We start from the raw sequence: 24,134 nt of genomic DNA on the forward strand, positions 1-24,134 counted from the left end.
CGCTAATGTATCTAAAGGAGCACGACATGCGCGTCGACGAGGTTTTTAAGCAGGCAGCATCCCAGGGCACCACGCCCGTTTCGTTTGAGATGTTCCCGCCCAAGGGCGAGCTTACCCTCGACACGGCTCGCGAGGTGGCTGGCAATCTGTGCAAGCTTTCGCCGAGCTTTGTCTCGGTCACCTGCTCGGCCGGCGGCTCGGGCAACGGCTCCGCCACCGCCCCCATCGCGCATATGATTACGGGCGAATTCGATACGCCCTCGGTGGCGCACCTCACCTGCGTTGGCCGCACGCATGCCGATATCGCCGCCAAGATCGACGAATACCGCTCCGCCGGCGTAGAAAATGTGCTGGCCCTGCGTGGCGATCTTCCCGCCGGCGCGAGCGAGAATGACAAGCCCGCCTCGGACTACGCCTACGCCCGCGATCTCATCCCCGAGCTCGTCGACGCCGGCTTTTGCGTGGGCGCCGCAGCCTACCCCGAAGGCCACATTGCCTGTGAGAATCTCAACCTCTCGGTCGAATATCTCAAGCAAAAGCAGGACGCCGGCGCGAGCTTCTTTGTGACGCAGCTCTTTTTTGATAACGAGTGCTTCTACCGTTTTCGCGAGCTTGCCGACAAGGCCGGTATCACTGTGCCCATTACCGCAGGCATCATGCCGTTTATGGGCAAGTCGCAGATCAGCCGCATGGTCTTTATGTGCGGCGCGTCGCTGCCCTCCCCCGTCATCAAGATTCTCGCCAAATACGAGAACGACCCCGAGAGCCTGCAGGCAGCCGGTGTAGATTATGCCGCCCGCCAGCTTTGCGACCTTAAGGAGCACGGCGCCGACGGCCTGCACCTGTACACTATGAATCGTCCTGCGATCGCCGCAACTATTATGGAGCGCCTGGGGTAATGGAAAAACCGCACATCGATACAGCTTTTGGTGAAGTGCCGGCCGACCTTGCGTCGCCGGCGCTCTACCGTATCGATGATGCCCACCATCCCCGCGTCGATCGTGCCGAGATGCTGCGGTATCTGGGTTACGGCGGCCAGCAGATTGAACCCGAGCTGTCGCAGCGTATTGAGCTTGTCGTTGAACGTTTGGAACTGGACATTGAGCCCCGTGGCGTGCGCCGCGTATTTGCCGTCGACGCCATGGGCGTGGACGAGCAGGGAGAGCCCAGCATCCGTCTGGTTGGAACCAACGTTGAGCTGCGCGGTCGCGATATCTATCGACATCTCAAAGACGCCCGCTTTGCCGCGCTCATGGCATGCACCCTCGGCATGGACGCCGAGCGTCGTCTGCGCACCACGGGAGCCCAGCAGCCCCTAGAGGGAGCCGTGCTCGATGCCGCGTGCTCCGCCTATGTGGAAGCTGCCGTCGAGCAGATGGACCAGCAGGTCAAGGCTGCGGCCGCCGCACACGGACTCGCCGGTAACTGGCGCTTCAGTCCCGGCTACGGCGACTGCCCGCTTACGGCTCAGCGTTCAATCGTGGCTGCACTCAACGCCACGCGGCTCATCGGGCTTACCGTCACACCTACCAGCCTGCTCATGCCCACCAAGAGCGTGACCGCGGTGATCGGTCTGTTTGACGGCGAGGTCCACGACGCCCAGAGTCGCCCCACCTGCAATATCTGCCGCATGCGCGAGCACTGCCGCTTCCGCGCCGCCCACACCACCTGCTATTCCAGCCATTAGGAGCCCCCGATGTTTACTCCGCTTATCACTCATGATCTGGACGGCACCGCGCTGGCGGCGCCCGTTGATGCTGCCCGCCGCAAGGGCGCCACGTACAAGACGCGCACGATCGACGACCTTTACATTAAGGACGATCGCCTGCGCGCCGCCATCGAGGGCACGGGGCACCTGCTGTTCGACGGCGGCATGGGCACCATGCTGCAGGCGGCCGGCATGAAGGCCGGCGCCCTGCCCGAGCTGCTCAACTTTGAGGAGCCCCAGGTCATTACCGATATTCAGCGTCAGTATGTCGAGGCCGGCTGCGATGTGATCACCGCCAACACCTTTGGCGCCAACGCCCACAAGCTCGACGGTGCCGCCACCGTGGCAGATGTCTTTGCCGCCGCTGTCGCCTGCGCCCGCGCGGCCGGTGCCCGCTACGTCGCCGGCGACATCGGCCCCATCGGTGCGCTGCTTCGCCCCTTGGGTACCCTCAGCTTCGACGAGGCCTATGACCTCTTTGCCGAGGAAGTGCGCGCTGGCGTCGACGCGGGTGTGGACCTCTTTATTATCGAGACCATGACAGATCTTGCCGAGATCAAGGCGGCGGTCCTTGCCTGCCGCGAGAACTCCGAGCTGCCCGTCTTTGCCACCATGACCTTTGAGGAGGACGGCCGCACCTTCCTGGGCACGAGTCCCGAGGTTGCCGCTATAACGCTCGACGCCATCGGCGCCGACGTCCTGGGCATCAACTGCAGCCAGGGACCAGCCGAGCTCCGAGGGCTCGCCGCACGCATGCTCACCGTTACCGACAAGCCCGTTATGGTGCAGGCCAACGCGGGACTCCCCCACGTGGACGACGACGGTAACACCGTCTTTGACATCCAGGCCCCCGAATACGCCAAGGCCGTCGCCGGCATGATCGCCGACGGCGTGAGCGTCGTGGGCGGTTGCTGCGGAACCACGCCGGCGCACATGGCAGCGCTGTGCACGCTTATCGATACCCACACGCCCAGTCCGCGCCACCGCAAGCCCAGCATGTCGGTCACAAGCGCCCAGACCGTGGTGGACCTCCCCTGTGACGGCCACAAGATCGCCGTCATCGGCGAGCGCATCAATCCCACCGGCAGAAAGCGCCTGCAGCAGGCCCTACGCGACGGCGACCTGGACTACGTCGTAAGCCAGGGCATCAGCCAGCAGGAGCAAGGCGCCGACATCCTGGACGTCAACGTGGGCCTGCCCGAGATCGACGAGGTCAAGATCATCCAACAGGTCACCGAGCAGCTCCAGGGTTCCACGCTGCTGCCGTTGCAAATCGACTCCACCGACCCCGCAGCCGTCGAGGCCGCCGTGCGCCGCTACGCCGGCAAGCCCATCATCAACTCGGTCAATGGCAAGCAGCAGATCATGGATGAGATCTTTCCGCTGGTCGCCCATTACGGCACCAACGTCGTCGGCCTCACGCTCGACGAAGGCGGCATTCCCGATACCGCCGAGGCTCGCTTCGCCATCGCCGAGCGCATCGTGGCCGAGGCCGCCCGCTACGGCATCGGACCGGACCGCATCCTCATCGACTGTCTGGTCATGACCGCCTCGACCAATCAACGCCAAGCCGAGCAGATTCTGCGCGCCATGTCCCTGTGTAAGGAGCGTCTGGGCGTCAAATGCGCGCTCGGCGTGTCGAACATCAGCTTTGGTCTGCCCGCCCGCCCGCTGCTGGGCTCGGTCTTTTTGGCTGCCGCTTTTGGCGCGGGTCTGGACGCCCCCATCATGAACCCGGGCTCCAAGCGCTTTATGGATACCGTCTACAGCTATCGCGTCTTGAGCGTTGAGGACGAGGGCTCAACCGGATACATCGAGCGCTACGCCGGCTGGACCGATCCGTACAAGATCGCCGCGAACCCGGCGGCGGCTCAGACAGTATCGACCGACACTGTGCCCGCCGCTGGCACCGCCGGCAACGACGACCCGATTCGTCGCATGGTCGTCTCGGGCCGCAAAGGCGAGATTGCGGCCGAGACCGAGCGTCTGCTGGCAGACCACGACGCCATGGACCTCATCAACAACCACTTTATCCCCGCCCTCGACGAGGTTGGCGTTCTCTTTGACCAGGGAAAGTTCTTCTTGCCGCAGCTCATGGCCTCGGCCGAGGCCGCGCGCGTGGGTTTTGACACCATCAAGCGCCTGATGCCCGCCGGCGAGATTGCCGACAAGGGCAAAATCTGCGTGGCCACCGTCAAAGGCGACATCCACGACATCGGTAAGAACATCGTCAAGATGCTGCTCGATAACTACGGCTATACCGTCTTTGACCTAGGCCGCGACGTCGACCCGCAGGAGGTGCTCAAGACCGTACGGGAGCGCGACATCAAGCTCGTCGGCCTCTCGGCGCTTATGACCACCACGGTCGTCGCTATGGAGGAGACCATCAAGTTGCTTCATGCCGAGGTGCCGGGCGTCAAGATCATCGTAGGCGGCGCCGTACTCACCCCCGAATACGCCAAGCAGATCGGCGCGGACTACTACGCCAAGGACGCCGCCGAAAGCGCTCGTATCGCCGAAGAGGTCTTTGGGCAGTAACACAACGGAAACAACCGAGCACCAAAACGTGCCGCATGCGCCACTTGGCACGTGCGGCACGTTAGAATAGACAAGGCTATGCTCGTTTTGGCAGATAGGAGTGCAAGGATGGCGATCACGCCCGCAGAAATCGCGGAAACCCGCGGCATGGTTGAGGAGCAGAACCTCGACATCAGGACCATCACCATGGGTGTTTCGCTCATGGGTTGCGGCGACGAGAACCTCGACCGCATGTGCACGAAGATCTACGACCACGTGACGCACACGGCTGAGCATCTGGTCGAGACCGCCGAGAACCTCGAGCGCGAGTACGGTATCCCCATTGTCAACAAGCGCGTTTCCGTCACCCCGGTGGCGCAGATCGCCGCATGCTGCAAGGATGAGGACCTCACCCCCATCGCGCATGCCCTCGACCGCGCGGCCGAGACGCTCGGCATCGATTACCTGGGCGGCTTCTCCGCACTCGTCCAGAAGGGCATCGGCGACGCCGACCGCCGCGTCATCCAGTCCATCCCCCAGGCGCTCGCTACCACCAGCCGCGTCTGCTCCAGCGTCAACGTCGCCAGCCTGCGCGCCGGCATCAACATGGACGCCGTGCTCATGGCGGCTCAGACCATCATCGATGCCGCCAAGCTTACGGCAGATGAGGATTCCGTCGGTGCTTCCAAGTTTGTCTGCTTTGCCAACATGGTCGAGGACTCCCCGTTTATGGCGGGTGCCGTTCACGGCGGTGGCGAGGCCGACGCCGTCATCAACGTAGGCGTCTCGGGCCCCGGCGTTATGGCCGCAGCCCTGGAGAAGCTGCCCGATTCCGCATCGATGATGGAAGTCGCCGAAAAGATTAAGCAGACCGCCTTTAAGATCACCCGTGCCGGCGAGCTCATGAGTCGCGAGGCTGCCCGTCGCCTAGGTGTCGAGAAGGGCATTGTCGACCTGTCGCTAGCGCCTACGCCTGCCGTCGGCGACTCCGTCGCGCGCATCCTCGAGATCATCGGCGTGGGCACCTGCGGTGGCCCCGGCACGACCTGCGCGCTCGCCATGCTCAACGATGCCGTCAAGAAAGGCGGCGTCATGGCCAGCTCCAGCGTGGGCGGCCTCTCGGGCGCCTTTATCCCCGTGTCCGAGGACGCCGGCATGATCGCCGCCGTCGAGGCCGGCGCGCTTTCGCTCGAGAAGCTCGAGGCCATGACCTGTGTGTGCTCCGTTGGCCTGGACATGATCGCCATTCCCGGCGACACCCCGGTCGAGACTATCGCCGGCATTATCGCCGACGAGATGGCCATCGGCGTCATCAACAATAAGACCACGGCCGTGCGCGTGATCCCCGCCATCGGCAAGGGCGTGGGCGACTGCGTCGAGTATGGCGGCCTGTTTGGCCGTGCGCCCATCATGCCGGTGAACCCCAACGCCGGCACCGTGCTTGCCCACCGCGGTGGACGCTTCCCGGCACCGCTGAACTCGCTCAAGAACTAGCAGGGAGTTACAGGGCGAGGAGCCCCGGTGAGGGCAAATATATAAGGTCGCCTGCTCGGACAGTCCTGACTCGCACGGAGAGCACATTAAGTGCTCTCCGGCTCGTGCGGACCTCGCGATCGACCTTATATATTTGCCCTCACCGGGGCTCCCGCACAACGGGACCTCAGTTGGGTTCTATCCCGGTTGCAGTTGCTTCGCTCCTGCACCACTTGGCTGGTGCGGCGGCTTGGCGTTGGAACGGTTCTTTTTCTGATATATGCTTGTTGCGGCTCTTCTTTTGGGAGGGGCCGCTTTTTTGTTGTAAGGGGGATGGCCCGTGGCTGATGGTCTAATTCAATCTGAGCTTCTTTCTGCGGATTGGAATGGCGAATGGATGCGCTTGCAGGCTGCTCGGCGGCGGGCTGATGATTCTTTTGAGTGGGATAAAAGGGCCCGGCATTTTCGTCCACTGGAGACTGCCCCCTACGCCCGAGATTTTATAAAGCTGCTGGCGCTTGAGCCCGGCGAGTCGTTGCTCGATATGGGGTGTGGGGCCGGGTCGATTGCTATTCCGCTTGCTCAGGCTGGACATCCCGTGATTGCTGCTGATTTTTCCCCTGCTATGTTGGGCACGCTTGATGCTGGCATTGAGTATTATGGGCTCGAGGATCGCATTACACCGCTTGAGCTTGCTTGGGATGATGACTGGGATTTGGTTGGACCGGTCGCGAAAGCGGTAGATGTTGCCTTTGCGAGTCGCTCGGTTACTACGAACGACCTAAAAGGCGCGCTTGCCAAGCTCGACCGTACGGCTCGGCGGCGTTGTGCTGTCACGATGGTCGCCAACTCCAGCCCACGCTATGACCTGCACGTGATGAATGCCATCGGCGCCTCGGTTACCCGTAGCAATGGTTTTGTGTACGCCTTTAACATCCTTATTCAGATGGGTGCACTACCGCAGGTCACGTATTTTGAATCGCCCCGTCGTGACACCTTCGATAGCCTCGAGGCCGCCGTGGCAGACCTCTCCCGTATGCTCGAGCATGGCAACGAGGATAAGATCGATCGTCTGCGCGACTATATCGCCCAACATATGATCGAGAACCCCCATGCCGGCGAGCCGGGATCCAAGGGCGTGCCGCAGGGACCTTACATGCTCGACCACATCCGCAAGGTCCGATGGGCGTTCATTGCCTGGGAGCCGGTCTCTGCGCCCCGACCGTAGCCCATCTAAAGTATGCATCGTCTACCCGCCCGGCATCCGCATTCTTTGCGAACTGGCAAACGCGCTCCACACCGCGCCGTTCCTGCGCTATCGTGGGACAGCTCACGTAGATTAAGGCCCCATCGCGGGGCGCCCCATACATAGAAAGCGAGATCCCATGGCACTGACAGGAGCCCAGGTCAAGCAGCTTCGCAGCATGGCCCATCACCTCAACCCCGCCATCATCATCGGTAAGTCCGATGTCAACGAGGGTACCGTCGAGCAGACGGCCGCCTACCTGGAAAAGCACGAGCTCGTTAAGTGCTCCGTGCTGGACGGCTCCAGCCTTTCTGCCCGCGAGGCCGCCGAGGAACTCGCCGAGCGCTGCCACGCCGACGTCGTTCAGGTTATCGGCCGCAAGTTCTCGCTGTATCGAGAGTCCTCGCGCAAGGATATCGAGAAGATCAAGCTTGTCTAAGGGCCGATCGGTTCACACAGAGCAAGCCTGCGGGCGTCCGAATGATGCGGGCGCCCGTTTTTTATCGTTCAATGAACGGTCGGTTGACCCTGCTTTCGACCAGACGCTCGTAGAGACGCTTGGTCTCGGGCTCGGGAACGCCTGCGACCTGTTCCTTAAGATGATGGATATGCCCGCTATAGAGCTCGACGATATCGCGGCGTCTCCCCGCCGCTCCGTACACGCGCATGGCGCATCGCACCATGTCCTCGCGTGCGGTCTCCTGACGTAGCCCCGCTTCTACCAGCCAGATTGCCGACTGCAGGTCGTTTTCTTCCAAGGCAGCGCTTGCTCCCACAATCATGCAGTCGATAAACTTCGACTGCATGATGCGGCGCATGCGCAAAAAGTACGTCGGATTGCAACCGTTGGGGATATACAGCGGTCCGGTATAGAGCTGTTCGATCTTAAGACACAGCTCGACCAGGTGAGGCCCACGCACTCTTGTGCGATTACCCAAAATCTCGCGGCTTATCTGCTCAAATAGCTTCACATCGGTCTTAACGTAATCCCTGTTGAGGCCAAGGCAGTCGTTTTGAATCAGGACGCACGACTTGCCATCTGGCGTGGGTCCCAAAGCGGATCGTAAGCGTGACACAGTCGAATACAAGTTGTTACGGGCGCTACTGTACTCGGCATGTGGCCACAGTTCCATAGCCAAGGTCTCGCGATCGACAAACGAATCGATACCCAACGCAAGCCGCTCGGCAAGCGTTGCCGCTTTCTTACGACGCCACATCTTGTCTGTGATGGGGAATCCGTCGCGCTCGGCACGAAACGCGCCAAACATGCGAATCTCGATATGATCGATAGCGTCGACGGGTTCGACCTCGCCGACCTGGAACAGCCGCTCGCTCTCTCCCTCCAAATCGTCGCGCAGCGAATATCGCGATAGCTCACGCACCGGGAGCTTCTTTCGAATCTTGGCAGCAGGCTCGCCCAAGCAATGCATCGCAAGGCGTGCAAACAGCCGATACGCTGGCTCCAGAATCCCAGAACGATTCATAGACATCCAGGCGGCAAGATCGCTGTCACGGCCCGCAGACGCCAAATGCAGCGCTACGACCCAAGCCTCCGCGCCGCCGACTTGTGTCCGACTTAGGTCGAGCAGCTCTGCCTCTTCTCGTACCGACACCATCGACGTATTGCGAAGGCTTGATGCACGCTCCAACAGCAACGCGTTGTCGCGCATGTATGCGATCGACTCGTCAGCAAGCTTGAGTACCTGGACCGCGCGGAACTTCGCGTTGACCGGGCGCCCCTCGGCGAGCGCCTGCCAGCCTTCAAGTAGCAGGCCAAACAGCTGGATTTGATTGTCACGCACGCGCACGGCAAAGCGATCGAACTCATTAAACGCCGTATCGTCAGTCATTGGCAGGCCTGCAAGCAGACGCCGTGCCGCCAGCACCATACGCACCCAGACAGCCGGTGCCTTAAGCCCACGAGCATCGAGTGCCTCCCGTGTTCGAGACATCTCGTCGTCACGCTCATCGATTCCCATAAAGGACCCATCGAAGAGCTCCACCAACATCCGATCTGCCCGTATGAGAATCTCTGCAATATCGAGTTCGCAATCATATACCTTGTTCGCCTTGAGTCCCGAAAGTGCTGCGCCGTCTTTCGCCTGTTCGGTCAGCCGGCTCTTAACCTCGATATGCGCCGACAGCATATCGAGCGCAGCACAAGATGCCTCATTTTTTGGAAGAGCAGGATTGGCTGGAAGCCCAAGCTCGCAATCTCCATAACAGACGACCGTAAGCACCTGGGCGACTTTCCAAGAAACCAAATCAATCTCGCGGACCGACTGTGCGCTCGCATGTTCGACAATCGAGGCCATATACCGGGCCAGTTTAGTATTCGAAACGCTTACCGCCGCCAAATAGACACCAAGTGCCTCGGTGGGCGTCGGCTCCAACGCGGGATTGTCGGCATCCGTCGTCCTCAGTACCGCGCGACAGACATCCCCTCCATGCCCAGTCAGAGCCAAATCGACACCATACTGTCCAGCAAGCTCAAGGACGGCATCGCGATCCAAAAAGGCATCTGCCAAATCCATCGCAGCATCGCATCGGCCCGCCTTGAGCAGAATGCGTGCCGCGCGCATAACGAGCTCTGGACGAATTTCCGCAACCATTTTTCGTAATCTCAGGCGCGCGTTATCCTCGGTGCCCATACACGTAAAGCTTCGGTCGACCGGATCGACACCAAAAATCGGATAATCACGAACAAGATAGGACTGATCGATCATGGAAAGCCTGACACCGCATGCCTCAAGTTCCGCAATCTTGCCCTCGCCCATCAGGGCCATCACGCACGCCACGTTAAATAGGGCGCCGTTATCGATTGATGCCATATCGGCAAGTGCCGCACCGTATACGTTGACAATCTCGTTTTCGAGCAAGCTGGCAACGTCGCCCTCTCCGTACAGCCCCGTCTGCATAGCCGAAACCAACTCGGGAACACCCTGTGTGAGCTGGTAAAAATCGAGCGACGTGCTAATCGAGAACGCCGATGCCCAAGCCGAATACTCATAGGCATGCACCTTGAGCATCTGCGCATTGATCTTGACCGAGTCACCCAGCCCGCGAATCAACTGGCGATTTGAGGGACGGCAGGTGACAAAGACCCCGATCCCCATAGTGCGCAGGCCTCGAATTCGATCGATAAGCTCCTCGGTATCTTGCTGATCGAGGTTGGGGACGTTATCGATCGCAATCAACGATCGCGGTTTGTCCTCAAGTTCATCTGTGACCACTTCGAGCTGTATAAACACCTCGCGGGCAATCGCGCGGTCAGCCTCGATGATTCGTACCAGACCGCGCGTCGGGTCGCTTTTGACTTCCTGAGTGTACTGAAGCAATATCGATGTTTTCCCAAACCCATCTGGTGCATAGAGCAACACAATACCCGCCTTGCGGCCCTTGACAATCAACTCGCTCATCAGGCGATCACGTCGGACCATATAACCTATGCCCAATGGCGCCAATTCGAGATCGTCCGTATCGTTCAGCCCGTTCATCATGCTCGCTCCTTACCTCGGCCACATGGACACCGTAATCGCAAGACAGCCCAAGCCATCCCGTAAATCGAACGACGCAGAGTTTTAGGTTGTCTTTCGGTTCGCATTTGGCAAGTTTTTGTTCAGCGAGCGCCGATTGAAACTTTTCCCCCAACCACCCGGTCTTTGCGCAGGTCAATGCGCTTGCCAGCATGTCCCACTCATTTGGCAGTGTAACGCAATGGGGCTTGTAATATTTTGTTGCGCAACTCGCCTACGCGCTGCTACCGTTTGCGACTCATTAGTAGCATTTTTGAATAGAATATGCTAGAGAATGCATCACACTATACGCGGCACCACCGTCAAGCTTTTGGCAAGCTAATGTTATGCACACCATAAAGCCCGCGCTCATTCTGATTCCGCTGGCAGATATTGCGGACGGACGCAGCATAGGGGCCCATGAGTCTATAAGCTAGCCGCCATCCCGCATATGCATAATAAAAAAGGCCCCCGCAGAACGGGAGCCTGTAACAAAGTAATAACAAATCGCTCGGATTGTACTACTCGCAGAGCGAAAGGGCAGCCTCGTCGGCAACGACGACGCAGTTGGTGTGCAGCTGCAGGATCGAAGCCGGGCACTCGGGCGTAACCGGGCCATAGCACATATCGTGAACAGCCTGAGCCTTGGCCTCGCCGTTGGCGACGACCAGGATCATGCGGGCATACATGATGGTCTGGGTACCCATGGTGTAAGCCTGGCGGGGAACGTCGTCGATGCTATCGAACAGGCGGCTGTTGGCCTGAATGGTGCTCTCGGTGAGGTCGACGCAGTGCGTACCCTTGGAGAAGTGGTCATCGGGCTCGTTGAAGCCAATATGACCGTTATTACCAATGCCGAGCAGCTGCAGATCCGGGTAACCGGCGGCAGCGACGATCTTGTCGTACTCGGAGCAGGCAGCGGCGGCATCGGGGTTGGAGCCATCGGGCACGTGCGTGTTATTCAGATCGATGTTGATGTGATCGAAGAAGTTCTCGCGCATGAAGTAGTGATAGCTCTGGGGATCATCGTGCGAAAGGCCACGATACTCGTCCAGGTTATAGGTGCTGACCTCGGAGAAGTCAATATCGCCCTTCTTGTACCAATCGGCGAGCTGCTTGTAGGCGCCAATAGGAGTGGAGCCGGTAGCAAGACCGAGTACGCAATCGGGCTTAAGGATAACCTGCGCCGAGATGATATTGGCAGCCTTGCGGCTCATATCCTCGTAGTCTTTAGCTTTAATGATCTTCATTACGCATCCTTTCTCGTAGAAGAGAGGCAAGGCTCCCCTTACAAGCACTTGCCCGCGGCCTGCGTCGGCCGCAACCAACGTGTGCGGCCACCAGGGCGAGGTCGCGTAATGTATGTATCTCGTGTCTAGCCGCGTCGAGGCCCCTGCCCGTCCACGGTGACCCGAAGCCTTTTAGCCTCGGACAATTTCCATCTTGCCACGGAGGGCGCCCTCTTTCAAGGGCGCCCTCCGTAAACGTGTTTGAATTGTAGGCCAAAGGGCAAGCGAACGAGTTAGCGCTCGCGAGCGACGATGAGCTGATCCATCTCCTCGACATGCTCGCCGACGGAGCCCTTGATGCTCGAGAACTCAACAGAGTTGCACACCAAAATGGGAACCGTCACATCGTAGCCCTCGGCCTCGATTGCCTCGCGTTCAAACTCGATAAGCACATCGCCCTTATGGACGATATCGCCCACCTGTGCATGCACGGTAAAGTGTTTGCCCTCAAGCTGAACGGTATCGAGTCCAACGTGGATTAAAACATCCAAGCCATCGACCGTGTTGAGCGCAACGGCGTGTCCCGTTGGAAAAATCGCCTCGATCTTGGCATCCGCAGGTGCAATCACGCGCGTGCCCGTAGGCCGAATGGCAACGCCTTGGCCCAAAAGGCCAGTGGCAAACGTCTGGTCGTTAACCTCGGAAAGCGGAATGACATCGCCCGAGATGGGAGCATCCAGCGTAAGGACCCGACCACGCATACCAAAAGACCTTAGGACTTTAGTGAACATGCTCCCCCTTGGACATACCAATAATCAAAACCAGTTTACTAGTTTACCACTTGGCATTGGTTTTTGACCATTAGGGGAGTTCGCGCTTGACAACCTCGACGATGTCGTCAACGACGCGCTGAGTCAGCTCGTGCGTCTCGGCCTCGGCCATCACGCGAACCAGCGGCTCGGTACCGCTCGGGCGCACCAGAATGCGGCCGCGACCGTTAAGCTCCTTCTCGGCGGCAGCGACAGCGTCCCAAATGGGCTGGCAATCGTCCAGACCGGCCTTGTTGTCGGAATGCACGTTGACGAGCACCTGCGGGTACTTCTTCATGATGCCGGCAAGGTCGGTGAGGGTGCGGCCAGTGCGCTTGAGCACGGCCAGCAGCTGCAGCGCCGTCACCAGGCCATCGCCGGTGGTGTTGTGCTCCAGGAAGATGATGTGGCCGGACTGCTCTCCGCCGATAACGGCGCCGTCCGCGAGCATGCGCTCCAGCACGTAGCGGTCGCCCACGGCGGTCTGCACCATCTCAAAGCCCTGTTCCTTCATAGCGATGGAAAAGCCCAAGTTGCACATAACGGTCGAGACGATCTCGGAGTTGGCGAGCTTACCGCGAGCGGCGAGGTCAGAGCCGCAGATGGCCAGGATGTAATCACCATCGATCTCGTTGCCCTCGCTGTCCACGAACAGCACGCGATCGGCGTCACCGTCGTGGGCCAGGCCGATGTCGGCGTGGGTGCGCAGCACGAGCTCGCGCAGGGGCTCAAGATGAGTGGAGCCGCACTCGACATTGATGTCGGTGCCACAGTAGTCTGTATTGATGGCGTGGACCGTGGCGCCCAGACGCTGAAGCGCGGCAGGCGTGGTCTGGCAGGAAGCACCGTGACCGCAGTCAACGGCAACGACCAGGCCGTCGAGCTTAAGGCCGTCGAGGGTGCTGATAGCGTGGTCGACGTATGCCTTGCGAGCGTCCTTCATCTTGATGATGTGGCCCACACCGGCGCCGGTCGGCAGCGTGTCGGCAGCCATGGCCTCCTCGGACATGACCCAGGCGCTGATCTCTTCTTCAACGGCATCGGGAAGCTTCATGCCCTTGCGGCTAAAGAACTTGATGCCGTTAAACTCCGGCGGATTGTGCGAAGCGGAGATGACGATGCCGCCGTCGAGGTCGTTTTGGACAGTGAGCAGCGCCACGGCCGGCGTAGGGATAACGCCGCAGCAGTGCGGGCGACCGCCCTCGGCCATAATGCCAGCGGTCAGAGCGCTCTCGAGCATGGTGCCCGAAAGACGCGTGTCACGGCCGATGCAAATGTCCGGACCAAGGAACTTGGTCGCCGCACGGCCAAGGCGAAACGCGAGGTCGCACGAGAGGTCGGCGTTGGCGACGCCACGGACGCCGTCGGTGCCAAAGATGTTCTGGGGCATAGGATCGCTCCTTCCCAAGTGGGCAAAACGCACTCGCCCACCCTAGTCGAAAAAGAAAAGCGGGACCCGCCGAGCAATCGGCAGGCCCCGCTTGTACATTGTATCTCGTAAGGAGAAAAACCTTAACGCTTGGAGAACTGGGGAGCGCGGCGGGCCTTCTTGAGGCCGTACTTCTTGCGCTCGACCACGCGAGCATCGCGCGTAAGGAAACCGGCCTTCTTGAGGTCAGCACGGTAGTCGCCAGCGTTCAGAAGAGCGCGAGCGATGCCCAGGCGCAGAGCGCCGGACTGACCGGAGATGCCGCCGCCATCGCACAGAGCGATAACGTCGAACTGACCGGCGGTATCGGTCACCTTGAAGGGAGCAAGGGCGTTCTCAACGAGCTGATGACGGCCGAAATACTGCTCGGCGTCACGCTTGTTGATAGTCACCTTGCCGGTGCCGGGGACGAGACGGACGCGGGCGACGGCGTTCTTACGACGGCCGGTACCCTGGTAGACAACGGTGTTCTCAGCCATCTTTAAGCCTCCAGCTCAATCTTCGTGGGGTTCTGGGCAGCATGCGGATGCTCGGCACCAGCGTAGACCTTAAGCTTGGTCATCTGGGCACGGCCGAGGGTGGTCTTGGGCAGCATGCCGCGAACGGCGCGCTCGATGACCTTCTCCGGGTGCTTCTCCATAGCCTGGTGGAAGCTCTCAGCCTTGAGGCCGCCGTTGTAGCCGCTGTGGCGATAATAGGTCTTCGTGTCGGCCTTGTTACCGGTAAGCTGGACCTTATCGGCGTTGATGACGACAACGAAGTCGCCGCAGTCGCTGTTGGGCGTGAACTGGGGCTTGTTCTTACCGCGCAGGATCATTGCGATCTGGGTGGCAAGACGGCCCAGGACAGCACCATCGGCGTCGACGAGAACCCAGTTGCGCTGGACCTCGCCCTGCTTGGCGTAGTGAGTCGATTTCGAAATCACTTAGACTCCTCCATGTACAGTACGTGTTGTTACAGAGATTCACGGGGCTCTGCAAGTAACCCGTCCATATTACCCCGCCCGTCGCCCGAGTCAACAGGTATTTTGGCTCTGACCAGACTTTCTGCACATGTCGTCCATCGGTAATGATGTCGCGACGCTAGCGCTCGACAAATGCCTCGATATCACTCAGCAGACGCTTTACCTCCTGACGACCCTGAATATACAGGTCGAGAAGCTTTGCCGGATCGTGCTCGACGTGACCGACCTCGACAGGCTTTTGCGGGGCAACGACCAGCGCGCGGCCCTCGCGCTCATACTTCCACAGATGCATGCGCTGGATGTTATAGCGGTCGTGGCGCGTCTCAATAGCCTCGAGCAGATAGGGGTAGTCGGCATAGCGGGCGCGTGCGGCAGGCATAAACTCGTAGGGCTTTTTCTCGTACGAGCGGTCCTGCGTGACAATGACAACCGCGCGATCGAAGCCGGCCTCCTCCAGCACGTGCTCGATGGGGACCGAATCGGCTACGCCGCCGTCGACGTATTTGTGCCCGTCGATCTCGACCGGCGGCGTCACCAGCGGCAGCGACGTCGAGGCGCGCACGGCATCGAGGTCGAGCACGGCGCTTTTGACCGGCAGGTATGCAGCGGTTCCAAAGAGCATGTCCGTCGCGACGGCGTACATCTCGATGGGGCTCGCGTCGAATGCCTCGTTATCAAAGGGATCCAAGCGGTCCTGGACATCGTTGAAGATGAAGTCGTAACCCACGATGGAGCCCGTGGACGCAAACGATGCGGCACCCATGAAGCGGTTGTCGTTGCAGAAAGTCAGGTTGATGCGGTTGGCACGGCCGATCTGGTGCGACTTGTAGTTCACGCCGTTGAGGGCGCCGGCCGATACACCGTAGACAGCCGGAATCTCGACGCCAGCCTCCATGAGGACGTCGAGCACGCCCGCGGTAAACTGCCCGCGAAAACTGCCGCCCTCCAAGACGAGCGCGACCTTGCCGGCGTTCTTTGCCTTATCTTCTGCCGTCATGTTGACCTCCTACTGTTTCGTTTTGGCCTTCTTCTACCCAGTTTTGAGATGGCGAGCGCATGGGTTTTGGAGTTGAGGAGGACGGGGCGGCTGGCGGAAAGCACGTCCCGTTCTGGGGGGCGATTCCGGGATGGACTTTCCGCCAACAACCCATCCGGAAAATGCATCCCATTCTGAGCGTAGATTCTGGGATGCAACTTCCGCTTGAGGCGTCAACGTGAGTAGTCAATTTGGGACGGGGCTATTTTAGCTGCCCTTTGACTGTCGACGAATTATTGGGGACCGGAACTAATATCGACTGGCTTATAGGGGTAGCTAAAATAGCCCCGTCCCAAATTGACTACTCCACCTTGTAGAGGCTTTGCGCGGAGAATCCGCGTATTTGCTTCGCAAATCCGCACCGGCTTCGGCCGCCTCCCGGCGTCCTCGCCCGCGGGCTAAAAACGCTTACGCGTTTTCTTTACGCCCGCGCCCTGCATAGAGTTCGATTCTCCGCGGTGCGGGGATGACGCTGGCGCAGGGCGTTGCCGGCTGTCATCCGATCGGCATCGCATCTATATAGGGTCGAGGCTTTGCGCGGAGAATCCGCGTATTTGCTTCGCAAATACGCGCCGGCTTCGGCCGCCTGCCGGCGTCCTCGCCCGCGGGCTAAAAACGCTTACGCGTTTTCTTTACGCCCGCGCCCTGCATAGAGTTCGATTCTCCGCGGTATCTATAAGTAATAAAAAAGCAGGTAGGTGCGTTTACCTACCTGCCTGTAGCTATTGGTGGAGGCGCGGAGAATCGAACTCCGGTCCACGAAAGCCCCCTGATTGGCATCTCCAAGCTCAGTCGCTGGTTTAGTCTCGGACGCTTTGCGCGCAGCGACACGCTCGCGGCATCCCAACCGGTTCGGTCTTAGCCCGCGCCATACCGATTACGTGCGCGGGAGCATTCCCCTAACATGACGTCGCGCCGGTGTCGGGGAAATCACCGGGTTGACGCGCCGCTATAAACTAAGCAGCGAGAGCCATAGGCTCAAAAGAAGAGTTGTTGTCAATTCAATTTGACGGTACCCCTGTTTAACGAGGCGAGGAGACCTCGGCTTGCTTCCTCTCTCAGAGCTATCGTGTCGAAACCAGTCGCCCCCGAATGTTGGGAAAGTCTGGATGGTATCGGGCCTGCAAACACCCGATAACCGTCGACTTTTCAAGGAACACGCGGGGTAAACCCCGCTCGTGGATAGCTATCTTACCACGTTCTAAAGGCAGACAGCTGCTCTATGCACGAGCTGTGAAGGCCCTAATGTGCACCATACTTCGCATTTTTGCCACTGAACGCGTCACGTATATTTTCGCCAAGCAAAATTGACCCGTCGGAAGGACCGTTATGGATACCAAGCAGCAACTCGTCAATGCCCTCGCAGGCCTGGGCTCAACCATTACCGAAGCTATGGATGTCATCGAAGGCTTTGTCCCCTGTGGACATCCCGCCCTCACGGTATCGAACGCCCTTGTTGCGCTGGACGCTGACGATGATGCAGCTCTCGCCCAGCAGTTTGAGACCGTCGCGGGCTTTATCGACCACGTGAGCGAGAACCGCGGCGTGGCCGCCTACCACGGCATCGAGGTCGAGCTCGCGGGTCCCAAAGCCGATCTGCTCGCAGCAATCCGCGAGGTAGGCGCCCTTATGCAGACCGCAGGCGTCAAGAACACCCAGGTCAACGAGTGGGTCTACCGCAGTCTAGCAGCACTAAACGATTCCGACGAAAAGGCCGCCGAGAAGCTCGTCGAAGCTCCCGTCATCAAGGCAGCGCTTTTGTAATTAAAGGATGCGTGGCCTTCTGAGCGCCGACGTTCCGAAGGCCACGCAAACAGTTCGCGCTAACCGATAGCCGCGCCACCACGTTCGGCCAAAGCTAGAATCGGCATCATTTGGCGCGGGGTCTTTGCTGCAAGATCGGCATGTTCGAGCAGCTTGCGATTGTTGGTCACCAAGTAATCGATCTGCGCGCGCTTGCACGCGGCGAGTACCAAGTTGTCCTCGTAATCGCGATGGAGCGCTAAGTATTTGTCGGCCAGCCAAAGGTCCGATGCATCAGTACCCACGGCCGTGGCGTTTTCGGTCATGTTCCGAACAAACGCCAACGCCGCATCGCCAATTGCACGGACAGATGCCTCGTCGAGCGCTCCCCCGCCGGCAAGAACGCTACGCTTCAGCTCGTGTTGGACAACGTACAGCACGTCCTTGGCAATATGCACCGGAAAGAACAGCAACGCCCCCGTCTCCGTCGCCTGCCCAATAAACGTACGCGCGGCAAGCGACTCGGTATGGTCGACGCAAAACGAATCGACCCATACGTTGGCATCCACCATGATCCTAAGGGGGCCTCCACTCACAGGATCATCCCCTTTTGGCGATAATGCTCATCCATGGCTTCGGAATAGATTGTGTCCCAATCGCGATCGTCGGATACGGGCGACGTAGCGATGCCCAGGTCCGCGTAAATCTGATCCGCCGCCGCCCATGATGCGACAAACGGCGAGGTGGCACCAGCGCTAGGCGGCTGGTCGTCAATGGCCGACAACACCTCTTCGCACGAACCGCCACCCTGCGCAACCTTGGCCACCACCTTTTTGATGAGCTCGGGCAGTGACCCGCCCGAAAGCCGCAGCGCCTCCTCGGCGCGGTTCTTGACCTGGCGATCCACGCGAACGTTCACCTGCGCCATGCCGCTAGCAGCACCCACGTCGATCTCGCTCCCTTCAATTGCTAGCCTCGATAGCAACACTATATAGAGACGCTATCAATTGGGGTCAAATACAAAAGGCCTGCATCCGGACGACACCGATGCCGTCTGGGCGCATGCCAGATAACGTGGGCAAACACGTCTCCTAACGCAGATATGCCTTCGCGTTGCTCAGGCTGTAGGCGATTGTCGAGCCGTTGTGCAGCAGCAACGATGCCTGCGGGGCAATCGCGCCGGTAATGCCCAGTACCAAGAGCGCCGACTTGGTGAGCATCACCTTAGAGTAGGAGCTCGTCAGACGATCAACGAGGCCCTGGCTCATACGGCGCAGGCGCACGATCGCAGCAAGATCCGTATCGGTCAGGATGATATCGGCGACCTCCTTGGCGACGTCGCTTCCGCCACCCATTGCAAGCCCCACGTCGGCCAAAGCGAGTGCCGACGAATCGTTGACGCCGTCGCCCACCATGGCAACATGGCTCCCCTCGCCCTTAATGCGCTCCGCATACGCGTACTTGTCCTCGGGCAGCAGCTCGGCCTTAAACTCGTCGACCCTGTCTCTCGCGCAATGCGCTCGGCCGTGCGCTCGGAATCGCCTGTGAACATAACGACATGCTTGACGCCCAGAGCATGCAGGTCGGCGATGACCTCACGGACCCCAGGCTTGAGCGGGTCCTCGATGCCGAGCACGCCGACGACCTTGCCATCGACCGCCAAATACAGCGGCGACAGGCCCTGCATCTGAGGCTCGATTTGCTCCTTAATGTCGGACTCGAGCTGCGCGCCCTCATCCTCAAATACAAAGTGCGCGGAACCGATGATGACGCGACGCCCTTCGATGGACGAAGCGATGCCGTGTGCCACGAAGTACTCGACGGCAGCATGCCGCACGCAATGCCCTGCACGCAGGCATTCTTTACCGGAGCGCTGGCGAGCAGCTTGATGCCAGCCGTACCAAGCAGAAAACCGCCACCGACAAGCAGGGTGTTAAACGTCGACTTCTTCATGTTGCTTCTCCCTTTTGCCGCATTGGACACGGCACGGTGCCTCAACACCCGAGTGAATAAGTTTGCATGAGCACACTTTTGGATAATAGTTAAGTAGGACTAACTATTAAGGTCAATAATGGTTAACTTTCTGGAAATCTTAGGGTGCAGACCGACCGACTTTCGACAATCGGTCTGCCGCAACGTACATCTCCGGCATCCAAGAAAGACTCTCCCCCGTCCCAGCAAATCGAGGTCTAATACTTTTCCCGAGAAGTGAACGAGCAAAATCGGACCCCTGAAGCATCCGCATTTTTTAGTAACAAAACCGCAGGGAAAACTCGGCAAAACCGCAGGAAACAGCGTCCAAATAGTGTCGATGCTTCAGAGGTCCAAATAAGGTCGTTCACTTCTCGGGAAAAGTATTAAGCTTCGCTTTCCACAGCCCAAAAATGTGACCAAGGGACCGTCCCTGCGCCACATCCACAAAAAAATGAGGGTGCCAACGGCACCCTCATTCACCAAATTCCATTCAGCCCGACTGACCAGAACGGCTGAGTCGCCACGGAACCCGGGAGCCCCGGCAGGGCGGGCGCTTGCTCAAAATGAGTTCCCTTCAAAAACAATGGGCGCGCCAACGGCGCGCCCATTCACTCTATTTCCATTCAGCCCGACTGACCAGAACGGCCGAGTCGCCACGGAACCGAGGAGCCGGGCGCAGGGCCTTGCCTCTCAATGAGTTCCGCACGAACAGGAGGCGCCAGTGGCGCCTCCGTCGTGAGTCAGGACTGTCCGAAATTGAGAGGCAAGGCCCTGCGCCCGGCCCCTCGGTTCCCGCTTACGAGAGCGACGTTCTCAGCAACTCGTTGAAGAGCTTTGGGTTACCCTTGCCGCGGCTCGCCTTCATGCACTGGCCCACCAAAAAGCCGATGACCTTCTGGTTGCCGTCACGATACTGCTGTGCCTGATCGGCACAGTTTGCCAGCACCTCGTCCACAATCGGCTGCAGCGCGCCGGCATCACTCACCTGACGCATACCGCGCTCGTCGACGATCTTGTTGGGGTCGTCGCCGGTCTGGGCCATGGCCTCAAAGACCTCGTGAGCCTGGTTGGAGCTGATGGCATCGGTCGCCAGCAGCTTGGCAAGCGCTGCCACCTGAGCCGGCGCGATGCCGGACTCGACGAGCGACACGCCCGCGCCCTTAAGGTAGGCGATCATCTCGTTCACCAGCAAGTTTGCAACCGTCTGGGCCTCCTTGCCAGCCATACCGGCAGCGGCGGCCTCAAAGAACTCGGCAAACTCCGGGTCACCGGCGATTTGCTCGGCATCGGCCGCCTTAATGCCAAAATCGGCCTCAAAACGGGCGCGCTTGGCATCGGGCAGCTCGGGAATCTCACCTCGGCAGCGATCGATGAACTCGTCGTCCAGATCGAACGGCGCCAAGTCGGGGTCGGGGAACAGACGATAGTCGTCGGCCGTCTCCTTCACACGCATGACCACGGTGCGCTTGCGGCTGGGCTCCCAGTGGCGGGTCTCCTGATAGATAATGCCGCCCTCCTCGAGCACCTCGGCCTGGCGGCAAATCTCGTAGGCAAGGCCGTCGTGCAGGCTCTTAAACGAGTTGAGGTTCTTAAGCTCGGTTTTGGTACCCAGCTTGGTCTCGCCGCGACGGCGCAGCGACACGTTGCCGTCGCAGCGCATAGAACCCTTCTCCATGGAGCAGTCCGAAATGCCCAGCGTCACAAAGATGCGACGGAGCTTTTCCATAAACAGGCGAGCCTCCTCAGGCGTACGCAAGTCGGGCTCGGTGACGAGCTCGATCAAAGGCGTGCCGCAGCGGTTGTAGTCGACGAGCGACTCGGCCGCGGCGGTAATGCGGCCCTCGGCACCACCCACGTGGACCATTTTGGCGGCGTCCTCCTCCATGTGGATGCGCAGAATGCGGATGGGCACCGTGTAGGAACCGTCCTCGCGACGCTCGGGCATCTGCAGGTTGGACGCGTCATAGCTGGCCAGATGGCCGGCGCGCTGGTTGCCCTCGCGCATGGTCGACGTCATGGACGTGGACAGGCCCTCGGCGTTGGCCGAGGCGCTCGCCAGGCTCTGGGCCTCGGCCTCGCCAAACGCGCAATCGGGGCGCTCTGCAGCGCCGCGGCCAGTCACGTCCAGGTCCAGGTGACCGTACATGGCAAAGGCGACCGGACCCTGCGTGGTCTGGAAGTTCTTGGCCATATCGGGATAGAAGTAGTGCTTGCGGTAGAACATCGAGTGGCGCTGGATCTCGCAGTTGGTGGCGAGGCCGGCCTTAACGATGCTCTCGATGGCGCGCTTGTTGGGCACCGGCAGGGCGCCGGGCAGGCCCAAACACACCGGACACACGTTGGCGTTGGGCTCGTCATCGTGGCTGAGCTTGCAGTTGCAGAACATCTTGGTATCGAGTGCGGTGAGCTCGGTATGAATCTCCAGGCCGATCACGGCCTCCCAATCCTGCAGGACCTCGGAAAGCTCCTTCATTACAGCTCGCCTCCCTTCCCGGCAAAATCGGGTGCGACGGAAAGCGCGGGCGCACCCGTGGCGGCATCGGCAAAGCCGCGCTCCAGGGCGCGGGCAAACGTGAGCAGCTGACGGTCCTTAAACGCCGGACCCACCAGCTGGGCAGAAACGGGCAGCTGAGTATCCTCGCCCAAGCCCAGCGGCACCGAGATACCACCGTTGCCGCAAATGTTGAGCGAGATGGTGTACAGGTCGGAGAGGTACATCTGCGTGGGGTCGCTGATCTCGCCAAACTTAAAGGCCGTGCGCGGCGAGGCGGGCATGAGGATGGTGTCCACCTTGGCATACGCGATGTCGTAGTCCTGCGTGATGAGCGTGCGGGCCTTTTGCGCAGCGTAGTAATACTTGTCGTACACGCCCGAGCTCAGCAGGTAGGCGCCGAGCATCTGACGGCGCTTGGCCTCGGCGCCAAAGCCGTGGGCGCGCGACAGCGAGCTCTGGTCGGACAGGTTGGCGCAGCCCTCCTCCTGATAGCCGTAGCGAATACCGTCGAAGCGGGCCAGGTTGGAGAACGCCTCGGCCGGGCCGATGACGTAGTAGGCGGCGATGGCGGCATCCAGGTGCGGCAGGTCGACCTCGACCAGCTCGGCGCCCTGGTTCTGCAGCTCCTGGGCGGCGCGCTGAACAGCGGCCTTGACCTCGGACGTCAGGCCCTCGGCCTCCATAAACGCGGGGATGATACCCACGCGCTTACCCTCGATGCTGTCGTTGAGATGCTCGGTAAAATCGACGGCGCAATCCTGGCTGGTGCAGTCGTACGGATCGTGGCCCGCGCCGGTAAGCGCGTTCATGGCCAGCGCGACATCCTCGACCGTGCGGCCGAAGGGGCCCACCTGGTCGAGCGACGAGCCAAAGGCGACCACGCCGTAACGGCTCACGGCGCCATACGTGGGCTTAAAGCCCACCACGCCGCACAGCGACGCCGGCTGGCGAATGGAGCCGCCGGTGTCCGAGCCCAGCGAGAGCGCGACCTCGCCCGCGGCGACAGCGGCAGCGGAGCCGCCCGAGGAGCCGCCGGGCACGCGCTCGGTATCCCAGGGGTTGTTGGTGCGGTGGAACGCCGAGCTCTCGGTGGAGCTGCCAAAGGCAAACTCGTCCATGTTGGCCTTGCCCATGGGCAGGCAGCCGGCATCGAGCATGCGCTGGACGCAGGTGGCGGTGTAGACGCTCTGGTAGTTCTCGAGCATGCGGGAAGCGCAGGTGGTGCGCGTGCCCACAAGGTTCATGTTGTCCTTGATGGCCAGCGGCACGCCCGCGAGCGGGGGCAGCGGCTTGCCTGCGGCACGATCGGCATCCACGCGCGCGGCGGCCTCGAGCGCAAGCTCGGGCGCCACCTGCAGGAATGCCTGGACCCCGCCCTCGCGCGCCTCGATGGCGGCAAGGGAGGCCTGGGCCACCTCGGTAGCGGTAAAGTCGCCCGCGGCAACGCCCGTGGCAATCTGGACAGCGGTAAGGGAATCGAAGCTCTGCGCCATTACTCGCTCTCCCCCTCTCCCAAAATGGACGGCACGCGGAAGTAGCGGTCGCGCGCGCTGCCGGCGTTTTCGAGCGCGACGTCGAGCGGCAGGTCGCGCTCGGACTCGCGCAGGTCATCACCCATCACGTTGGACAGGCTTCCGATGGGATGGAACGTGGGCTCCACGTCGGGCAAGTCATATTGCAAGACGGGCTCGAGCATCTGGACGGCATCGTTCATGTAGGACGTCATCTGGGCGAGCTCGTCATCGGTCAGTGCGATCTTTGCGTACTCGGCGATACCGCGCACGTCTTTCTCGCTGAGTGCCATAGGCGCTCCCTTCCGCATAACAGTTAAACCGCTCTAGTATACAAGGCAACGCCGGCTTGGAGCAGGCGCTTTACCCAAATGCAGCGAAAACGTAACGAGGGCGGCGGTTGGCAGGCGGCGGGCCGGCGGTTCTGCAGCGAAACCGCACCGTCCATAGCAAAAACCGCCACAAAGGTGCCTGTGAACTGCGCCC

20 protein-coding genes, 1 other RNA gene and 1 pseudogene are annotated in these 24,134 nt (G+C 60.4%); 7 read left to right on the plus strand and 15 right to left on the minus strand.

What is annotated here, in order from left to right; translation table 11 throughout:
* The first annotated feature begins 26 nt into the window (after window positions 1-26).
* The 6 genes from ACTQVX_RS03125 (at window position 27) to ACTQVX_RS03150 (ending at window position 7,383) form a co-directional block, all read left to right on the plus strand.
* Window positions 27-899, plus strand: a complete 873-nt coding sequence (locus ACTQVX_RS03125) for a methylenetetrahydrofolate reductase (protein WP_441560154.1) — start codon at window positions 27-29, stop codon at window positions 897-899.
* A complete protein-coding gene (locus tag ACTQVX_RS03130; protein WP_441055160.1) occupies window positions 899-1,687 on the plus strand; it encodes a hypothetical protein in 789 nt (262 codons plus the stop codon). The genes ACTQVX_RS03125 and ACTQVX_RS03130 overlap by 1 nt, the downstream gene beginning before the upstream one ends.
* Before the next feature lie 9 nt (window positions 1,688-1,696).
* On the plus strand, window positions 1,697-4,246 hold the full coding sequence (locus ACTQVX_RS03135) for a homocysteine S-methyltransferase family protein (RefSeq protein WP_441560156.1): 2,550 nt from the start codon (window positions 1,697-1,699) through the stop codon (window positions 4,244-4,246).
* Window positions 4,247-4,354: 108 nt separating this feature from the next.
* The gene (locus tag ACTQVX_RS03140) at window positions 4,355-5,719 is read left to right on the plus strand and encodes a PFL family protein (protein WP_427719427.1); all 1,365 of its coding nucleotides are present in this window, start codon (window positions 4,355-4,357) and stop codon (window positions 5,717-5,719) included.
* A 523-nt stretch (window positions 5,720-6,242) separates the two neighbouring features.
* Window positions 6,243-6,926 (plus strand): hypothetical protein, encoded by a 684-nt coding sequence (locus ACTQVX_RS03145; RefSeq protein ID WP_441560205.1) that lies wholly within the window; start codon window positions 6,243-6,245, stop codon window positions 6,924-6,926.
* Between the two features lie 157 nt (window positions 6,927-7,083).
* The gene (locus ACTQVX_RS03150) at window positions 7,084-7,383 is read left to right on the plus strand and encodes a YhbY family RNA-binding protein (RefSeq protein ID WP_427795027.1); all 300 of its coding nucleotides are present in this window, start codon (window positions 7,084-7,086) and stop codon (window positions 7,381-7,383) included.
* A 61-nt stretch (window positions 7,384-7,444) separates the two neighbouring features.
* Here ACTQVX_RS03150 and ACTQVX_RS03155 read toward each other — a convergent pair whose 3' ends face one another.
* The 8 genes from ACTQVX_RS03155 to ssrA all read right to left on the minus strand — a co-directional run bounded on the left by ACTQVX_RS03155 (window position 7,445) and on the right by ssrA (window position 17,016).
* A complete protein-coding gene (locus tag ACTQVX_RS03155) occupies window positions 7,445-10,282 on the minus strand; it encodes an AfsR/SARP family transcriptional regulator (protein ID WP_441560158.1) in 2,838 nt (945 codons plus the stop codon).
* Window positions 10,283-10,980: 698 nt separating this feature from the next.
* On the minus strand, window positions 10,981-11,709 hold the full coding sequence (nagB, locus tag ACTQVX_RS03160) for a glucosamine-6-phosphate deaminase (protein ID WP_427719421.1): 729 nt from the start codon (window positions 11,707-11,709) through the stop codon (window positions 10,981-10,983).
* Window positions 11,710-11,981: 272 nt separating this feature from the next.
* Complete coding sequence (locus tag ACTQVX_RS03165) at window positions 11,982-12,449, minus strand: PTS sugar transporter subunit IIA (RefSeq protein WP_427719420.1); 468 nt, start codon at window positions 12,447-12,449, stop codon at window positions 11,982-11,984.
* Window positions 12,450-12,549: 100 nt separating this feature from the next.
* The gene (gene glmM, locus ACTQVX_RS03170; RefSeq protein WP_441057823.1) at window positions 12,550-13,887 is read right to left on the minus strand and encodes a phosphoglucosamine mutase; all 1,338 of its coding nucleotides are present in this window, start codon (window positions 13,885-13,887) and stop codon (window positions 12,550-12,552) included.
* A 122-nt stretch (window positions 13,888-14,009) separates the two neighbouring features.
* Entirely contained in the window at window positions 14,010-14,405 is a 396-nt protein-coding gene (rpsI, locus tag ACTQVX_RS03175; protein ID WP_022094634.1) for a 30S ribosomal protein S9, read from the minus strand.
* A gap of 2 nt (window positions 14,406-14,407) precedes the next feature.
* Window positions 14,408-14,851, minus strand: a complete 444-nt coding sequence (gene rplM, locus ACTQVX_RS03180) for a 50S ribosomal protein L13 (RefSeq protein ID WP_370450665.1) — start codon at window positions 14,849-14,851, stop codon at window positions 14,408-14,410.
* A gap of 157 nt (window positions 14,852-15,008) precedes the next feature.
* Window positions 15,009-15,887, minus strand: coding sequence for a patatin-like phospholipase family protein (locus tag ACTQVX_RS03185; protein ID WP_441560160.1), 879 nt, complete (start codon window positions 15,885-15,887; stop codon window positions 15,009-15,011).
* A gap of 765 nt (window positions 15,888-16,652) precedes the next feature.
* Window positions 16,653-17,016, minus strand: a transfer-messenger RNA (tmRNA) gene (ssrA, locus tag ACTQVX_RS03190).
* 239 nt (window positions 17,017-17,255) lie between these two features.
* Here ssrA and ACTQVX_RS03195 point away from each other — a divergent pair.
* A complete protein-coding gene (locus ACTQVX_RS03195) occupies window positions 17,256-17,690 on the plus strand; it encodes a hypothetical protein (protein ID WP_427719414.1) in 435 nt (144 codons plus the stop codon).
* A gap of 59 nt (window positions 17,691-17,749) precedes the next feature.
* On the opposite strand, the gene ACTQVX_RS03200 is transcribed toward ACTQVX_RS03195, so the two are convergent.
* From ACTQVX_RS03200 to ACTQVX_RS03230, 7 genes and pseudogenes are all read right to left on the minus strand, one after another.
* Window positions 17,750-18,265 (minus strand): type II toxin-antitoxin system VapC family toxin, encoded by a 516-nt coding sequence (locus ACTQVX_RS03200; protein WP_441560162.1) that lies wholly within the window; start codon window positions 18,263-18,265, stop codon window positions 17,750-17,752.
* The gene (locus ACTQVX_RS03205) at window positions 18,262-18,615 is read right to left on the minus strand and encodes a hypothetical protein (protein ID WP_441560164.1); all 354 of its coding nucleotides are present in this window, start codon (window positions 18,613-18,615) and stop codon (window positions 18,262-18,264) included. Before ACTQVX_RS03205 ends, ACTQVX_RS03200 begins: the two co-directional genes overlap by 4 nt.
* 145 nt (window positions 18,616-18,760) lie before the next feature.
* Window positions 18,761-19,147 carry an HAD-IC family P-type ATPase gene (locus tag ACTQVX_RS03210; protein WP_441560206.1) on the minus strand — a complete coding sequence of 129 codons (387 nt, stop codon included), beginning with the start codon at window positions 19,145-19,147 and terminating at the stop codon, window positions 18,761-18,763.
* Between the two features lie 80 nt (window positions 19,148-19,227).
* Window positions 19,228-19,506, minus strand: a pseudogene (locus ACTQVX_RS03215) (heavy metal translocating P-type ATPase); the annotation flags it as partial.
* Window positions 19,507-20,439: 933 nt separating this feature from the next.
* A complete protein-coding gene (gene gatB / locus ACTQVX_RS03220) occupies window positions 20,440-22,116 on the minus strand; it encodes an Asp-tRNA(Asn)/Glu-tRNA(Gln) amidotransferase subunit GatB (RefSeq protein ID WP_441560166.1) in 1,677 nt (558 codons plus the stop codon).
* The gene (gene gatA / locus ACTQVX_RS03225) at window positions 22,116-23,630 is read right to left on the minus strand and encodes an Asp-tRNA(Asn)/Glu-tRNA(Gln) amidotransferase subunit GatA (protein ID WP_441560168.1); all 1,515 of its coding nucleotides are present in this window, start codon (window positions 23,628-23,630) and stop codon (window positions 22,116-22,118) included. Before gatA ends, gatB begins: the two co-directional genes overlap by 1 nt.
* Window positions 23,630-23,941 carry an Asp-tRNA(Asn)/Glu-tRNA(Gln) amidotransferase subunit GatC gene (locus tag ACTQVX_RS03230; protein WP_022095059.1) on the minus strand — a complete coding sequence of 104 codons (312 nt, stop codon included), beginning with the start codon at window positions 23,939-23,941 and terminating at the stop codon, window positions 23,630-23,632. The genes gatA and ACTQVX_RS03230 overlap by 1 nt, the downstream gene beginning before the upstream one ends.
* Window positions 23,942-24,134: the final 193 nt, after the last annotated feature.

Source organism: Collinsella sp. LCP19S3_A6 (assembly GCF_052122015.1).
Classification (GTDB): Bacteria; Actinomycetota; Coriobacteriia; order Coriobacteriales; family Coriobacteriaceae; genus Collinsella.

What these genes read in the sequence shown, in the direction of transcription:
- ACTQVX_RS03125 (WP_441560154.1), top strand. Translation starts at nt 27, where the DNA reads ATGCGCGTCGACGAGGTTTTTAAGCAGGCAGCATCCCAGGGCACCACG.
- ACTQVX_RS03130 (WP_441055160.1), top strand. Translation starts at nt 899, where the DNA reads ATGGAAAAACCGCACATCGATACAGCTTTTGGTGAAGTGCCGGCCGAC.
- ACTQVX_RS03135 (WP_441560156.1), top strand. Translation starts at nt 1,697, where the DNA reads ATGTTTACTCCGCTTATCACTCATGATCTGGACGGCACCGCGCTGGCG.
- ACTQVX_RS03140 (WP_427719427.1), top strand. Translation starts at nt 4,355, where the DNA reads ATGGCGATCACGCCCGCAGAAATCGCGGAAACCCGCGGCATGGTTGAG.
- ACTQVX_RS03145 (WP_441560205.1), top strand. Translation starts at nt 6,243, where the DNA reads ATGGGGTGTGGGGCCGGGTCGATTGCTATTCCGCTTGCTCAGGCTGGA.
- ACTQVX_RS03150 (WP_427795027.1), top strand. Translation starts at nt 7,084, where the DNA reads ATGGCACTGACAGGAGCCCAGGTCAAGCAGCTTCGCAGCATGGCCCAT.
- nagB (WP_427719421.1), bottom strand. Translation starts at nt 11,709, where the DNA reads ATGAAGATCATTAAAGCTAAAGACTACGAGGATATGAGCCGCAAGGCT.
- ACTQVX_RS03165 (WP_427719420.1), bottom strand. Translation starts at nt 12,449, where the DNA reads ATGCGTGGTCGGGTCCTTACGCTGGATGCTCCCATCTCGGGCGATGTC.
- glmM (WP_441057823.1), bottom strand. Translation starts at nt 13,887, where the DNA reads ATGCCCCAGAACATCTTTGGCACCGACGGCGTCCGTGGCGTCGCCAAC.
- rpsI (WP_022094634.1), bottom strand. Translation starts at nt 14,405, where the DNA reads ATGGCTGAGAACACCGTTGTCTACCAGGGTACCGGCCGTCGTAAGAAC.
- ACTQVX_RS03185 (WP_441560160.1), bottom strand. Translation starts at nt 15,887, where the DNA reads ATGACGGCAGAAGATAAGGCAAAGAACGCCGGCAAGGTCGCGCTCGTC.
- ACTQVX_RS03195 (WP_427719414.1), top strand. Translation starts at nt 17,256, where the DNA reads ATGGATACCAAGCAGCAACTCGTCAATGCCCTCGCAGGCCTGGGCTCA.
- gatB (WP_441560166.1), bottom strand. Translation starts at nt 22,116, where the DNA reads ATGAAGGAGCTTTCCGAGGTCCTGCAGGATTGGGAGGCCGTGATCGGC.
- gatA (WP_441560168.1), bottom strand. Translation starts at nt 23,630, where the DNA reads ATGGCGCAGAGCTTCGATTCCCTTACCGCTGTCCAGATTGCCACGGGC.
- ACTQVX_RS03230 (WP_022095059.1), bottom strand. Translation starts at nt 23,941, where the DNA reads ATGGCACTCAGCGAGAAAGACGTGCGCGGTATCGCCGAGTACGCAAAG.